Annotated in this window: 10 protein-coding genes; 6 read left to right on the top strand and 4 right to left on the bottom strand. The window is 76.7% G+C overall.

The annotated features are described in order from the left end of the window. The first annotated feature begins 68 nt into the window (after nucleotides 1–68). The 3 genes from P3H78_RS07995 (at nucleotide 69) to P3H78_RS07985 (ending at nucleotide 3401) form a co-directional block, all read left to right on the top strand. Nucleotides 69–1742, top strand: a complete 1674-nt coding sequence (locus P3H78_RS07995; RefSeq protein WP_276108123.1) for a PucR family transcriptional regulator — start codon at nucleotides 69–71, stop codon at nucleotides 1740–1742. 166 nt (nucleotides 1743–1908) lie between these two features. Further along, nucleotides 1909–2682: a hypothetical protein gene (locus P3H78_RS07990; RefSeq protein WP_276108122.1), complete on the top strand. Its 774-nt coding sequence runs from the start codon at nucleotides 1909–1911 to the stop codon at nucleotides 2680–2682. Nucleotides 2683–2894: 212 nt separating this feature from the next. Next, nucleotides 2895–3401 carry a DUF2231 domain-containing protein gene (locus P3H78_RS07985; protein ID WP_276108121.1) on the top strand — a complete coding sequence of 169 codons (507 nt, stop codon included), beginning with the start codon at nucleotides 2895–2897 and terminating at the stop codon, nucleotides 3399–3401. A 166-nt stretch (nucleotides 3402–3567) separates the two neighbouring features. On the opposite strand, the gene P3H78_RS07980 is transcribed toward P3H78_RS07985, so the two are convergent. After that, complete coding sequence (locus P3H78_RS07980; protein ID WP_276108120.1) at nucleotides 3568–4377, bottom strand: GntR family transcriptional regulator; 810 nt, start codon at nucleotides 4375–4377, stop codon at nucleotides 3568–3570. Nucleotides 4378–4531: 154 nt separating this feature from the next. On the opposite strand from P3H78_RS07980, the gene P3H78_RS07975 reads away from it, so the two are divergent. Continuing rightward, nucleotides 4532–5365, top strand: coding sequence for a (2Fe-2S)-binding protein (locus P3H78_RS07975; RefSeq protein WP_276108119.1), 834 nt, complete (start codon nucleotides 4532–4534; stop codon nucleotides 5363–5365). A 245-nt stretch (nucleotides 5366–5610) separates the two neighbouring features. After that, nucleotides 5611–6651: a DUF2637 domain-containing protein gene (locus P3H78_RS07970; protein ID WP_276108118.1), complete on the top strand. Its 1041-nt coding sequence runs from the start codon at nucleotides 5611–5613 to the stop codon at nucleotides 6649–6651. Between the two features lie 98 nt (nucleotides 6652–6749). On the opposite strand, the gene P3H78_RS07965 is transcribed toward P3H78_RS07970, so the two are convergent. From P3H78_RS07965 to P3H78_RS33495, 3 genes are all read right to left on the bottom strand, one after another. Then, nucleotides 6750–7232, bottom strand: a complete 483-nt coding sequence (locus P3H78_RS07965) for an ATP-binding protein (RefSeq protein WP_276108117.1) — start codon at nucleotides 7230–7232, stop codon at nucleotides 6750–6752. Nucleotides 7233–7719: 487 nt separating this feature from the next. After that, the gene (locus P3H78_RS07960) at nucleotides 7720–9462 is read right to left on the bottom strand and encodes a pyruvate dehydrogenase (RefSeq protein ID WP_276108116.1); all 1743 of its coding nucleotides are present in this window, start codon (nucleotides 9460–9462) and stop codon (nucleotides 7720–7722) included. A gap of 66 nt (nucleotides 9463–9528) precedes the next feature. Beyond that, entirely contained in the window at nucleotides 9529–10488 is a 960-nt protein-coding gene (locus P3H78_RS33495) for a protein phosphatase 2C domain-containing protein (RefSeq protein WP_438827920.1), read from the bottom strand. A 2350-nt stretch (nucleotides 10489–12838) separates the two neighbouring features. Between P3H78_RS33495 and P3H78_RS07950 the strand changes: the two genes are divergently transcribed. Continuing rightward, the gene (locus tag P3H78_RS07950) at nucleotides 12839–13828 is read left to right on the top strand and encodes a helix-turn-helix domain-containing protein (RefSeq protein WP_276108114.1); all 990 of its coding nucleotides are present in this window, start codon (nucleotides 12839–12841) and stop codon (nucleotides 13826–13828) included. The last annotated feature ends 8 nt before the right edge of the window (nucleotides 13829–13836 follow it).

Below are 13836 nucleotides of genomic sequence, written 5' to 3'. Positions count from 1 at the left end.
GGCCACACGCGCGGGCCCGCCCCCACGATCCACCACAGTTTTCGAGACACGGAACGGCGGCGACGAGAATGCGGCTGCGCGCACTGCTGGACACCGATGCGCTGGGCCTGAAGCTGCTCGGCGGCGAGGACGAGCTGGACCGCGGCGTCCGCGGGGTGATGACGACCGACCTGCGCGACCCCAGCCGCTACCTGTCCGGCGGCGAGCTGGTGCTGACCGGTCTGGCCTGGCGCCGCGACGCCGCAGACTCCGAACCGTTCGTACGGATCCTGGTGCAGGCCGGGGTGGCGGCGCTGGCCGCCGGGGAGGCCGAGCTGGGCGAGGTGCCCGAGGACCTGGTGACCGCCTGCGCCCGGCACCGGCTGCCGCTGTTCGCGGTGAACGAGTCGGTCGCCTTCGCGACGATCACCGAGCACGTGGTGCGCCAGGTGTCCGGCGAGCGCGCCGGCGACCTCGCGGCGGTGGTGGACCGCCACCGGCGGATGATGACGTCCGGCCCGGCGGGCGGCGGCCCGGACGTGGTCCTGGACCTGCTCGGCTCCGACCTGGACCTGCGGGCGTGGGTGCTCTCCCCCGCCGGGCGGCTGATCGCGGGGGCGAAGGAGGCCGGTCCGGCGCTGCCCGCCGACGTGTGCGGCCGGCTCGCCGCCGAGCATCTCGCGGCCGTCCGGACGGGCCGTCGGACGCCGCACCGGGTGACGCTGGACGGCACCCCGTACTCGCTGTTCGCGATCCGCAGCGGCGGCCGCTCCCCGCAGGGCCCGCGGGACGTGCGGGAGACGGTCCTGTCGGACTGGCTGCTCGCCGTCGAGGCGGACGCGGGCGACTGGCCCGAGGAGCGGCTCGACCTGCTCCAGGGTGTCACGCAGCTGATCGCGGTGGAGCGGGACCGGCGGGACGCGGCCCGCACGGTGCGGCGCCGGCTCGCGCAGGAGGTGCTGGAGCTCGTGCAGAGCGGGGCGGCGCCCGCCGAGATCGCCGCGCGCCTGCGGGTGGCGGCACCGGTGCTGCTGCCCGGCCTCGGCACCGCCCCGCACTGGCAGGTGGTCGTGGCCCGGGTCGAGTGGGACGGCGAGGCCGTCGAGGCCGGCCCGGTCGCCCAGGCGCTGCTGGAGGAGATCCTGGTCGACCCCCGGGCCGGGGGCCCCGAGCCGTCCGACCGCATCGCCGTCGCCCACACCGGCGACGAGGCCGTCGCGCTGGTCCCGCTCCCGGCCGTCGCCTCCGAGCAGGGCGGCTCCGACGCGGGCATCCTCGCCGACGCGCTCCTGGCGTCCGTCCGCGACCCGCTGGCGGCCGGTCTGGACGGCGACGGACGGGTCACCCTCGGCGTCAGCGCGGCCGTGCACTCGGCGGAGGGGTTGCGGGGGGCGCTGGAGGAGGCGCGGCACGCGCGGCGGGTGGCCGCCGCCCGCTCCGGCCGGGTGTGCGCCGCCGGGCACCAGGAGCTGGCCTCGCACGTCCTGCTGCTGCCCTTCGTCCCGGACGACGTGCGCCGCGCCTTCACTGCGCGGCTGCTGGACCCGCTGCGGGACTACGACCGGCGGCACCGGGCCGAGCTGATCCCGACCCTGGAGGCGTTCCTCGACTGCGACGGCTCCTGGACGCGCTGCGCGACGCGGCTCCACCTGCACGTCAACACGCTGCGCTACCGGGTCGGGCGGATCGAGCAGTTGACGGGCCGTGACCTGGCGCGGCTGGAGGACAAGCTCGACTTCTTCCTGGCCCTGCGGATGAGCTGAGCGGGCCCGTGGGACGGCGCTCCGGCGCGGCGCGCCGACGCCGCCCCACGACTTTGTGAAAAGCTTCACCCACCCTCTTGGCCGGGCTGCGGGATTCGTGCTGAGATGCGGCCACCACTCAAGGCTCGATGGCGTGCTCGGGGAGGGCAACGTGGCGCATACCGCCATGTCTGGTGACGGAACGACCGCCGGTGACGATCCACTCCAGACCGCGGTGTGGCGGCTGCGCTCGCGCGCATGCTGGGCCGACGCGGCGGAGCTGCTCCGGCCGGTCACCGCGGCCGCCGCGCTGCAGCGGGCCACGCTCCTCGTGGAGGGGTGCCTGTACACCGAGAGAGGCTGGGCGGAGGCCGAGGACGCGCTGCGCACCGCCGAGGCCCTGGCGCACACCGACGAGGAGCGCGGGGCGGCCGCCTGCGAGCGCGGGCAGCTCGCCTACGCGGCCACCGTGCACACCGTGCGGGACCGGGTGGACGAGGCGCGGGCCGCGCTCGGCCGCGCCGCGGCGCTGATCCCGCCCGGGTCGCCGGGGCGGGCCGTGCTGGACTTCCGGCGCGGGCTGCTCGCCGAGAACCTCACCCGCTCCCCGCAGGCCGCGCGCGCCGCGTACCGCCGCGCGCACGCGTGCGCCACCGCGCACCCGGACCCCCTGCTGCTCTCCTTCACCTGGCGGCACCTGGCCGGGCTGGCCCTGCGCGAGGGCGAACTGGCCGAGGCCCGGCACGGGTTCGCCGAGTCGCTGCGGATCCGTGAGGAGCTGGGCTACCTGGTCGGGACGGCGCCGGCGCTGGCGTCCCTGGCCGACGCGGAGGCCGAGCCGGAGGCGTCCCGGCTGCGCGAGGAGGCGCGGCGCCTGTTCCGCCTCCTGGGCGGTGTCCCCACCTGGCTGGCGCGGCAGCTGGCACCGGCACCGCCCGCGGCGGGCGCGGCGACGGCCTGAGCTGGGCGCACCCGCCCCGCCCCCGGGGGCTTTGGGCGGGGGGCGCGTCCGGGCGGCCGGAGGTGCGCGGGCCTGAAACGGTTGATCGTCGTGGTGCCGCGGTGCTCAGAGGAACCTGAGAGGTTGCTGTGCCAGTGTGACGCACCCGAACACGTGGTCGGATCTGCCGGACCCGCGTGCACCCCCCACGGACGCCCCCTAAGGAGCGCCTGATGAGTTTGATCAACGGCCTGCCCGCGCACATCCTGCTGGTCCACTTCGTGATCGTGCTGGTCCCCCTCACCGCGGTGGCGCTCGTCGTCTGCGCGCTGTGGCCGGCGGGCGCACGACGGCTCGGCCTGGTGCTTCCGCTGCTCGCGCTGGTCACCCTGGCGAGCGTGCCCCTGACGACCAGCGCCGGCGAATGGCTGGAGCGCCACGTGGACAGCGACCCGCTGGTCCGGCGGCACGCGGACCTGGGCGACGGCATGCTGCCCTGGGCGCTGGGCCTCTTCGTACTCGCGGCCGTCGTCTGGTGGCTCGCCCGGCGGACGGGCACGCCCGAGGGCGGAACGCGCTCCGGCTCCGGCTCGGTGCTGAGGATCGCCGCGGCGGTGGTGTCCGTGGTGGTGGCCGTGGGCGCCGTGATCACGGTCTACCGGATCGGCGACTCGGGCGCGAAGGCCGCGTGGCACGACGGCTTCTCGAAGACGGCCACGCACTCCGGCGACGACGGCTGACATCGGCGGGCGCCCCGCGCGGGCTCCCTCGCCACTGCGGGTGTCCGGAATCCCTTCCGGGCACCCGCTGCCGTGTTCCCGGGCCCGGAACACGGCCGTTCCCGGGCCCCGGCGCGGCGCCGGTCCGTGTTCTTCCGTTCTTCCGCTTCCGGCCGGGTCCGCCGTGTCAGACCGCGCCGGCGAAGTGCTCGCGCACAAGGGCCTGGACCACGTCGAGGTCCCGGGCGACCAGGGCCTCCAGCAGCGCCAGGTGCTCGGCGGCGTCCGCGACCAGGTCGGCGCGGGCGGGCCGGACCGGGCCGCCCACCAGCGGCCACTGGGCCCGCCGGTGCAGGTCCTCGGCGACCTGGACGAGCTGCTCGTTGCCGGCCAGGGAGAGCACCGTGCGGTGGAAGGCGCGGTCGGCCTCGGCGTAGGCGGCGCGGCAGCCGGACGAGGCGGCCCGGACGGTGTCCTCGGCGAGCGGGCGCAGTTCGGCCCAGCGTTCGGCCGGCACCGTGCGGGCCAGCCGCAGCATCACCGGCACCTCGATCAGGGCCCGCACCTCGGCGAGCTCGGCGAGCTCGCGGGCGCCGCGCTCCACGACCCGGAAGCCGCGGTTGGGCACCACCGCGACGGCACCCTCCTGCGCGAGCTGCTGCATCGCCTCCCGCACGGGCGTCGCCGAGACGCCGAACCGCTCACCGAGGGCGGGCGCCGAGTAGACCGCGCCGGGCTCCAGCTCGCCGGCCACCAGCGCGGTGCGCAGGGCGTCCAGGATCTGGCCGCGCACCGAGGAGCGCTGCACCGCGGGACGGGGACGCGGCAGCGGCTGCTCGGCGTGGACGTGCTCGCCGCGGACGTCCGCCGGCGCCTCGCCCGGCTCGTACCGCTCGCGCCGCACGTCCTGCGCCCGCGGCTGCGACGGCACGCGCGCCGCGCCCGGCCGGATCTCCGGGCTCCGGGTCCCGGCGGCGTCCTGCGCGCCCTGCTTCACGGTCCTCCTCCGGGCTTGTCGGTGCTTGGGGTCATTACGGCGGGTTGTTACTCACCCGTCAAGCACCTTAGGCCCAAGAGGGGTCCGGTTCACATTTCACAGGACTTAAGTAAGGTTAGGCTTACTTAAGTCGAACGTGGATCGGTGGTTCCGCATGCCTGTGCCCCTGTCGGCCGTCACGGACGCGTACGCCCGTCTCACCGAGGTCCTCCCCGGCCTCGCGGTGACGGAGCGGGCCCCGTCCGAGCCGCTTCCCCGGGGCGGCGGCTGGGTCACCGCGGCCACGCTCGCCGCGGGCGGCCCCGCCCTCGACGCGTACCTCGGCCTGGACGACGCCCAGGTCCTGCGGGACCACGGCACCCGGGCCCGCCCGGACGTGGTGGCCGGCTTCGGCCTGCACCGGTACGCCTGGACCGCCTGCCTGCTGTTCACCGCCCCCTGGTTCCTGCACCGGCGGGTGCCGCGCCTGCCGGTGGCCGACGTCGCCCTGGACCGCACGGCGGGACGCGTCGCGGTACGGATCCCCTCGTTCGCCTGCCTGCGCGGGGACCCCGCCGCCGCCCTGCCCGGAGCCCGGGTCGTGGCCGGCGAGGAGGCCCTGCGGACGGAACTGCGCGCAGCGGTCGCCGAGCACCTGGAGCCGCTGCTCGGCGCCTTCGGGCCCCGGATGCGGCGGCGCGGCCGCGCCCTGTGGGGCCTGGCGACCGACGAGGTCGTGGAGGGCCTGTGGTACGTCGCCCGGCTGCTGGGCGAGCCGGAGCGGGCCCGGCACGAGCTGGAGTCGCTGCTCCCGGGAGCCACCGGGCCGTTTGCGGGCTCGGCCGCCTTCCGGGACCTGGCCGGGCCGGACGGCGAGCCGCTGACCACCCGGGACCGGGTCGGCTGCTGCATGTACTACACGCTGCGCCCCGACGACACCTGCGCCACCTGCCCGCGCACCCGCGACGCCGACCGGGCCGCCCGGCTCACCGCCACCGGGCCCGGCTGACCCCGGCCGCCCCGCCCGCGGGGCCCGCACCCTCGCACACCCCGCCGGAGTCCCCCGGACCGGCTCCGCGCCCACCCCTAATCGAACTCAACTCCGCTCCTTCAAGCGGCAGTTCGACCTGAACGTCACCGCGGTCGCCCCCTCGCGCCCCGTTGGCGTCCTCTTGCCCCGAAACCCCCTGGGACGCAGCGCGATTGGGCCACTATGGCGGGCGTTACGCCCTATCCCAATGCAAGGGACCCCAGATGAGACTGACCGACATATCGCTGAACTGGCTGCTTCCGGGCGCCGTGCTGCTCCTGGGCATGCTGGCGGCGGTTGCGGTGCTGGCGCGCGGCAAGCGCTCCTCGGGGGAGAACGCGAGCGCGGACGACTCGTGGGAGCGCAGCGAGGAGCGCCGCAGGCGCAAGGAGGCGGTCTACGGCACGGCCTCCTACGTACTGCTGTTCTGCTGCGCCGCGGTCGCCGCCGCGCTGTCCTTCCACGGCCTGGTCGGCTTCGGCGAGCAGAACCTCGGCCTGACCGGCGGCTGGGAGTACCTGGTGCCGTTCGGCCTGGACGGAGCGGCGATGTTCTGCTCCGTGCTCGCGGTCCGCGAGGCCAGCCACGGCGACGCGGCCCTCGGCTCGCGGATACTCGTGTGGACCTTCGCGGGCGCCGCCGCCTGGTTCAACTGGGTGCACGCACCGCGCGGCCTCGGCCACGCGGGGGCACCTCACTTCTTCGCGGGCATGTCCCTCTCGGCGGCGGTGCTCTTCGACCGGGCGCTCAAGCAGACCCGCCGGGCGGCGCTGCGCGAGCAGGGCCTGGTGCCGCGTCCGCTGCCGCAGATCCGCATCGTCCGCTGGCTGCGGGCCCCCCGGGAGACCTACCGGGCCTGGTCCCTGATGCTCCTGGAGGGCGTGCGCAGCCTGGACGAGGCGGTCGACGAGGTGCGCGAGGACCAGCGGCGGCAGGAGGAGACCCGGCGGGTCCGGCGCGAGCAGGAGCGCGTCGAGCGGGCGCAGCTCAAGGCGATCAGCCGGGGGCACCGCGGCTTCGTGGGGCGCGGCGGCGGCCGGCAGGCCGAGACCCAGGCGCTGGAGCGCGGGTCCTCGCCGGTGTCCGCGGAGCCTGCCATATCCGCGGAACAGCTGCCCACGCGCGCCCGTCCCTCCCTGCAGCCCGTCCGCAGGGGGTCTGACCCGGTCACCGTCGACCTCACCGCGGAGGACGACACGATGGCCCTGCCCCGGCTGGACTCGCTGGAGCGCAAACTCAAGGATCTGGAGCAGCAGTTCGGCTGACGCCGGGGAACACTCGTCAGGTCTCCCGCGGAGGAGGGGGGGGGGGGCCCCCGGGGCCCCCCCCCCCCCCCCCCCCCCGCCCCCGTCCGCCGCCGGGCTCAGGCCGCGCCCGCGCCCAGTTCGAACCACACCGACTTGCCGACGCCGTGCGCCCGGACGCCCCAGGCGTCGGCCAGGGACTGCACCAGGAACAGGCCCCGGCCGTGCGTGTCGTGACCGCCGCCCGTGGCCCGGGGCCTCGGGCGGCGGGCGACGAAGTCCCTGACCTCCACGCGGAGACCGTGCGGTGCCACGCAGGCCGTCAGGACCGCGTCGTGGTCGGTGTGGACCAGCGCGTTGGTGACCAGTTCGCTGGTGAGCAGCTCCGCCACATCCGAGGCGCCCGGTCCGCCCCAGTGGCGCAGCAGGTCGCGCAGGGCCCTGCGCGCCTCGGGCACCGCCTTCAGGTCCGACCGCCCCAGCCTGCGCCTCAGTTGAGGCGCGGGGAACCGGTCGGCACCGCCGTCGTCCTGCTCCTCCGCCGTGTCCGCCGAGGAGGCCCCGACCGTCCCGGGACCGCCCCCTCGTGCCTGCCTCGTCATGACCCCCGCCCGCGCGCCGATGTCGCTTTCCCTCCTGCTCGAACACGTTCACGGGGTGCATGCCCAGCACTGTCCGGCACGAGTCATGTCTCATCGTCAACGACCGGATGTTCGGCCATCATCGGGACGCTGCCGCGCAGGCCGGAGGAATGCCGTGTGCGGCTCGGGCGGCGGCCGACCGGGCCGTCCGGTCCGCGCGACTACCGCGCCGGGACCCCCGGGACCGGCCTGAGTGGGCCCGTCCGTCCAGCGCGGACTGCCGATCCGGGCGTAGCCACCGGACGGGGGCCCCGCGCGGCGGCGGCCCGGCGGGCCGGAGGGGTACGGCGGCCGCGGGGCGGGGGCCGTACGGCGGCGTGTGCGGCGCCGCGGACCGGTGCGCGAAGTTGGCCGGAACCAGGGGGTGGCGCGACCCCGCACCGCTCCGCACGGCCCTGCACGGCTCCCGCCTCCCCGCTCGCCGCTCCTCACTCCGGGGGGCGACGCGTCACGGCCGCGGCACGTTGCGCAGGTTGGAGCGGGCCATCTGGAGCATTCGGCCGACGCCGCCGTCCAGGACGACCTTGGAGGCGGACAGGGCGAAGCCGGTCACCATCTCGGCGCTGATCTTCGGCGGGATGGACAGCGCGTTGGGATCGGTCACGACGTCGACGAGCGCGGGACCCTTGTGCCGGAAGGCGTCCCGCAGGGCACCGGCGAGCTGCTTGGGCTTCTCCACCCGGATGCCGTGGGCGCCGCAGGCGCGGGCGACGGCGGCGAAGTCCGGGTTGACGTTCGTGGTGCCGTGGGCGGGCAGCCCGGCGACCATCATCTCCAACTCGACCATGCTGAGCGCGGAGTTGTTGAACAGCACGACCTTCACCGGCAGCCCGTACTGCACCAGGGTCAGGAAGTCGCCCATCAGCATGGCGAATCCGCCGTCCCCGGACAGCGACACCACCTGGCGGTGCCGGTCGGTGAACTGCGCGCCGATCGCCATGGGCAGCGCGTTCGCCATCGAGCCGTGCGAGAAGGAGCCGATGACGCGCCGGCGGCCGTTGGGCGACAGGTAGCGGGCCGCCCAGACGTTGCACATGCCGGTGTCGACGGTGAACACCGCGTCGTCGTCGGCGATCCCGTCGAGCACGGAGGCCACGTACTCCGGGTGGATCGGGACGCGTTTCTCCACCTTGCGGGTGTAGGCCTTCACCACGCCTTCGAGGGCGTCCGTGTGCTTCTTCAGCATCCTGTCGAGGAAGCGCCGGCTCTGCTTGACCCGCACCCGCGGGATCACGCAGCGCAGGGTCTCCTTCACGTCGCCCCACACCGCGAGGTCGAGCCGGGAGCGGCGGCCGAGCACCTCCGGCCGCACGTCGACCTGCACGATCCGCACGTCGGTGGGCAGGAACGCGTTGTACGGGAAGTCGGTGCCGAGCAGGATCAGCAGGTCGCACTCGTGAGTGGCCTCGTACGCGGCCCCGTAGCCGAGCAGACCGCTCATCCCGACGTCGTACGGGTTGTCGTACTGGATCCACTCCTTGCCGCGCAGCGCGTGGCCCACCGGCGACTTGAGCCGCTCGGCGAGCTGCATCACCTCGGCGTGCGCGCCCGCGGTGCCGCTTCCGCAGAACAGGGTGACCCGTTCCGCCTCGTCGATCATCCGCACGAGCCGGTCGATCTCGGCGTCGCCGGGACGGACGGTGGGCCGCGAGGTGACGATGGCGTTGACGAGGGGCTTGTCCGGCGCGGGCTGGTCGGCGACGTCGCCGGGCAGGGTCACCACGGCCACCCCGCTGCGGCCCACGGCGTGCTGGATGGCGGTCTGCACGAGCCTCGGCATCTGCCGAGGGTTGGAGATCATCTCGCTGTAGTGGCTGCACTCGGTGAACAGCCGGTCCGGGTGGGTCTCCTGGAAGTAGCCCAGACCGATCTCGCTGGAGGGGATGTGCGAGGCCAGGGCGAGGACCGGGGCCATGGAACGGTGGGCGTCGTAGAGGCCGTTGACGAGGTGCAGGTTGCCCGGGCCGCAGGAGCCCGCGCACGCCGCGAGCCTGCCGGTGAGCTGCGCCTCCGCACCGGCCGCGAAGGCGGCGGTCTCCTCGTGGCGGACGTGGATCCAGTCGATCGCCGGATTGCGTCGGACCGCGTCGACCACGGGGTTCAGACTGTCGCCGACGACACCGTAGAGGCGCTGCACACCGGCGCGGACCACGATGTCCACGAACTGCTCTGCGACGTTCTGCTTGGCCATGGCTCTCGGACACCCCTTCGGTCACCTGCGGATCCCTCTGGGTCCATCAATCCACAGCCCGCCCGCTCACGCCTCCCACACGGCGGCGGCCGTGCGGTCGTCCGCGTAGCCCTTGACCCGGGTCCGGGCGTCGGCGAGGAACGCGGCGAGCCCGGGCGGCGTGCGACCTGACCACCGGCGGCCCAGGTGCGCACCCAGGCCGGGTTCGCCGCGCAACGGGTCGGCCAGACCGCTCGTGCACAGCAGGAGCGTGTCACCCGGCCGGGCCAACGAGGCGCGGAAGAGGAACGGGGCACGCGGTGGTTCGGGCGCCTCCTCGCGGGGGCCCGGCGCGGTGGTGACGCCGAGGTCCATGGTGAGCCGGTCGCCCTCGGGGGTCTCGGCCGGCGGCGACCCGAACCCGGCGACCGCGTCACCGGCCGCCTCCGACGCGCGCGGTTCGATGTCCTGCCACTCACCGTCGCGCAGCCGGAAGAGGCCGCCGGGGCCGACGCCGAAGAAGACACGGGTGCGGCAGCCGGGGTCGGCGGGCAGGAGCAGGCAGCGCAGGGTGGCCGCGTACTCCTCCGGGGCGAGGCCCTGTCCGGCGGCGCCGGCCCGGAGCCGGCCCAGGCTGCGGTCGGTGAGACGGTGCAGCCCCGCCTTCAGGTCGCCGCGGCGGGCGGCCCGGATGTCCTCGGCGAGCCGGGCGTGGCTGCGGCCCACGGCGCCCGCGATCCACCGGCACGCCTCGGCGGCGGCACGGTGCGCCCCGGGGGTGGCACGGGCGCCGGTCGCCATCGCCACCAGCACCAGCGCGCGCTCCCCGGCGCCGAAGCGCGCGGTGAGCAGGGCGTCGCGGCGCGGCTCGCCCCGGTAGCGTCCGGAGTCGCCGCACACCGACACCGCACGCAGCGTGCAGGCCCCGTAGCGGGCTCCGTCGAGCACGGTGTCCGGCACCAGGGCGTCCAGATCGTCCGGGTCGGCGAGCGGCAGTGCGGTCGGCTCCGCGTCGTAGGTGGGCGGTCCGGAGCCGACGTAGTCCACGGCGGGGGGCAGGGGCGGGGGGCTCGCGGGGACGGCCGCGGTCGACGGGGGCGACGCGGGCGGCGCGTCCGCGGCGGAAGCGGGCGGGGCCTCCTTCCCGACGCCGGAGGCCGCCCGCGGCGGCGTCGCGGGGGCGGGCGGCACAGGGCCTTCGGCGGCGGGGGCGGGCGCGGCGTCCCGCTCGGTGCCGGAGGCCGGCTGTGGCGGCGTCCACGAGGCGGACGGCACAACGCCTTCGGCGGAGGGGACGGCCGCGGCCTCGGCGGGAGTGGAGGACTCGGGGGGCCTGGCCGGGCCGGAAGCGGTGGGTGCGGCGGGCCGCCCCGGACCGGAAGCAGCGGGTGCGGCGGGCCGCCCCGGACCGGAAGCAGTGGGCGCGGCGGGCCCGGGGCCGGACTCGGCGTGCGGAGGTCCGGTGGGCGCCGGGGGCGTGGAGGGCGGCGGGGGCGGAGACGACGCGGCCGGAGGCGGAGTCGTCGGAGGCGGGGGCGGAGGCGTCGGAGGCGGAGTCGTCGGAGGCGGGGGCGCGGACGCGCGCGCCTGCCCGGTGCCGGGCGTGGGCGGCGCGGAGGTCCACGGCCGCCCGGCGGAAGGCGTCAGCGGGACGGAGCCGCGCGGCGACTCGGCAGCGGACGCCAACGGGGCGGGACCACGCGGCGGTTCGGCGGCGGGCGGCTCGGCGTGCGGGGTCCGCCCGGCCGGGGACGACGGCGGTACGGCGGCCTGCGGCCAGTCGCCCGGTACGGCGGGTTGCGCCGGCGCCCGCTCGGGCCCGGCCGGGGACGACGGCGGTGCGGCGGCCCAGGGCCGGCCGGAGGAAGGCCGGGGAGAGGCGGAGCCGCGCGGCGGCTCGGCGGGCGGGGCGGGGGGCACGGAACGCCCGTCCCGCTCGCCGGGAGACACCGGCGGGGCGGAGGCCCGGGTCTCCTCGGCAGGGGATGCGGGGGAGGCCGGGGCCTGCGGCGGCTCCACCGGCGGGGCCGACGGGGCGGGCGGCCGGGTCCGCTCGGCCGGAGATGCCGGTGGGGCGGAGAGCCGTGGTGGTTCGGCGCGCGACGAGGGCGAAGGCCGAGGTGGTTCGGCGGGCGACGACGGCGGGGCCGGCGGTGGAACGTCCGGCTGCCGCAGGCCGGGCGGGTCCGGCTGTGCCTCCGGGGGCGGTGGAGTGACCGCGTGCCGCGGGTCGCCGGGACCCGGCCGGGTCGGCGCGGGCGAGGCGCCGGCCGGGAGCGGTGGAGTGGCCGGGTGCCGCGGGTCCCCGGGACCCGGCCGGGTCGGCGCGGCCGAGGCGTCGGCCGGGGGCGCTGTGCGGCCGGGTGCCTCCCGGGGAGCCCGGCGCCACCAGTCCGGGCCGGGGGGTGGCGTCCCCGCCGCACCGGAAGCCCGTACGGCTCCGGCCGGACCGTTCCCGGGCCGCTCCTCCCCCGCTCCGGCGCGCTGCGGAGCCCCCGGGCCGAAGTCGGAGTCCCCGCCCGCCGTTCCGGGGCCGGACGGCGGGGCGGACTCGTGCCGCGGCGCAGACCCGGAACGCGCCCCGGACGCGAACGGCGGGGCCGACGCGGGCCCCGGCCCGGCTCCGGGCCCCCGGGCCGGCTCGTGGCGCCCTCCGGGTGCGGAGGGCGGGGCGGGCTGCGACCGCGGGTGGGACGCGGAGACCGGCCCCGACTCGGACCGTGGCGCCGGTACCTCCCGTCCCGGAGGTGCCGGCGACTTCCCCAGCGTGCCCGTGGCCGAGGCGAAGCGGTCGTCCAGGGTGTCCCCCGCGGCCGTCGGCCCGGTGTCCTCGGTGGCGTCGTCGTACAACTGCCCCCACCAGTCGTCCTGGTGACCGGTGGACCTTCCCCCCTGCTGGCTCATGCCCCCAATTGTCCACCGTGCGGCCCCGATGGAAACGGGGCATCCGCACATTCCTTGGCTGCACACGCCGTTGACGGTGCGTCGGGTGACGCGTCGAACGGTGGTACGGAGATGGTCGCCGGGCAGTCCCACCCCCCACGGGAGGACCGCCCGGCGACGCCTGGGGCGCGGCCGGGACCCGGCGCGCGCACGGCACGCCCGGGCCGGGCGACGCTCGTCGGCGGCCGAAACACCGCCCCTCCGGCCGCGCCGGGCCCACTGGGTGGTCCCCGGGTGCACGCGGCGCGTGGACTCCGGGCCTGCCGCGCCGAGGGGACGTCACCGCAGGCCACAGGTACCGGCCGGAACGTCGGGCGCCCGGCGGTGTGTCGGTGGCGCCACCTTGTCAGAGGGGCGGGGGGTACGGCGATGATGAGCCACGGCGGGTTTGCGCCGTGGCCGTTTTCCGCCACGACTGCGGGCGCCGCGGGCCGTAAGGGAGGGGCAGGAGCAGATGCTGGCAGCGATAGGTCTGGACGAGGCGCACGAGGCGGCGTACCGGGCGCTGGTGGCCGTGGGCGCCGCCGAGGTGCCCGACCTCGCGCGGCGGCTGATGCTCGGCGAGCAGGACACCGAACGCGCCCTGCGCCGGCTGGAGCGGCACGGACTCGCCGCACAGTCCCCGGCCCGCCCGGGACGCTGGGTCGCCGCGCCGCCCGGTGTCGCCCTGGGCGCGCTGCTCACCCGTCAGCGGCACGAGCTGGAGCAGGCCGAGCTGGCGGCCGCGCTGCTCGCCGAGGAGTACCGCGCGGCCGCCGCCGAACCGGCGGTGCACGACCTCGTCGAGGTGGTCACCGGCGCCTCCGCGCTGACGCACCGCTTCCTGCAGCTCCAGCTCGGCGCCGTGGACGAGGTGTGCGCGCTGGTCACCGGCGACACCGTGGTCGTACCGGGCGCGGAGAACGAGGCCGAGGTGCAGGCCGTCGGCCGCGGGGTCCGCTACCGGGTGGTCGTCGAGCGGGCCGTGCTGGACGTGCCCGGCGGCGTCGAGGAGCTGGCGGCGGCGCTCGGCCGGGGCGAGCAGGTGCGGGTGGTGGAGCGGGTGCCGACGAAGCTGGTGGTGGCCGACCGGGCGCTCGCGCTGGTGCCGCTGACCGTGCGCTCCGCGGAGCCGGCCGCGCTGGTCGTGCATGCGACCGGGCTGCTGGGGCTGCTGTCGGAGCTGTTCGAGTCGGTGTGGCGCCGGGCGCTGCCCCTGCGCTTCGGGCCGTCCGGGGTGGCCGAGCTGAGCCCGGACGGCCCCGACGGCACCGATCTGGAGGTGCTTTCGCTGCTGCTGGCGGGCCTGACCGACGCGAGCGTCGCCAAGCAGCTCGACCTGGGGCTGCGGACGGTGCAGCGCCGGGTGAGGCGGCTGATGGAGCTGGCCGGGGTGTCCACCCGGCTCCAGTTGGGCTGGCACGCCTACGAGCGCGGCTGGGTGGCCCGCGCCCCCGTCGGCTGAGTCCCGAC

The organism is Streptomyces tropicalis (genome assembly GCF_029269835.1).
In the GTDB taxonomy this organism is placed as follows: Bacteria; Actinomycetota; Actinomycetes; order Streptomycetales; family Streptomycetaceae; genus Streptomyces; species Streptomyces tropicalis.
The sequence above is the reverse complement of the archived record's forward strand: the minus strand, read 5'-3'. Positions and strand labels throughout refer to the sequence as shown.

What these genes read in the sequence shown, in the direction of transcription:
- P3H78_RS07995 (WP_276108123.1), top strand. Translation starts at nt 69, where the DNA reads ATGCGGCTGCGCGCACTGCTGGACACCGATGCGCTGGGCCTGAAGCTG.
- P3H78_RS07990 (WP_276108122.1), top strand. Translation starts at nt 1,909, where the DNA reads ATGTCTGGTGACGGAACGACCGCCGGTGACGATCCACTCCAGACCGCG.
- P3H78_RS07985 (WP_276108121.1), top strand. Translation starts at nt 2,895, where the DNA reads ATGAGTTTGATCAACGGCCTGCCCGCGCACATCCTGCTGGTCCACTTC.
- P3H78_RS07975 (WP_276108119.1), top strand. Translation starts at nt 4,532, where the DNA reads ATGCCTGTGCCCCTGTCGGCCGTCACGGACGCGTACGCCCGTCTCACC.
- P3H78_RS07970 (WP_276108118.1), top strand. Translation starts at nt 5,611, where the DNA reads ATGAGACTGACCGACATATCGCTGAACTGGCTGCTTCCGGGCGCCGTG.
- P3H78_RS07965 (WP_276108117.1), bottom strand. Translation starts at nt 7,232, where the DNA reads ATGACGAGGCAGGCACGAGGGGGCGGTCCCGGGACGGTCGGGGCCTCC.
- P3H78_RS07960 (WP_276108116.1), bottom strand. Translation starts at nt 9,462, where the DNA reads ATGGCCAAGCAGAACGTCGCAGAGCAGTTCGTGGACATCGTGGTCCGC.
- P3H78_RS07950 (WP_276108114.1), top strand. Translation starts at nt 12,839, where the DNA reads ATGCTGGCAGCGATAGGTCTGGACGAGGCGCACGAGGCGGCGTACCGG.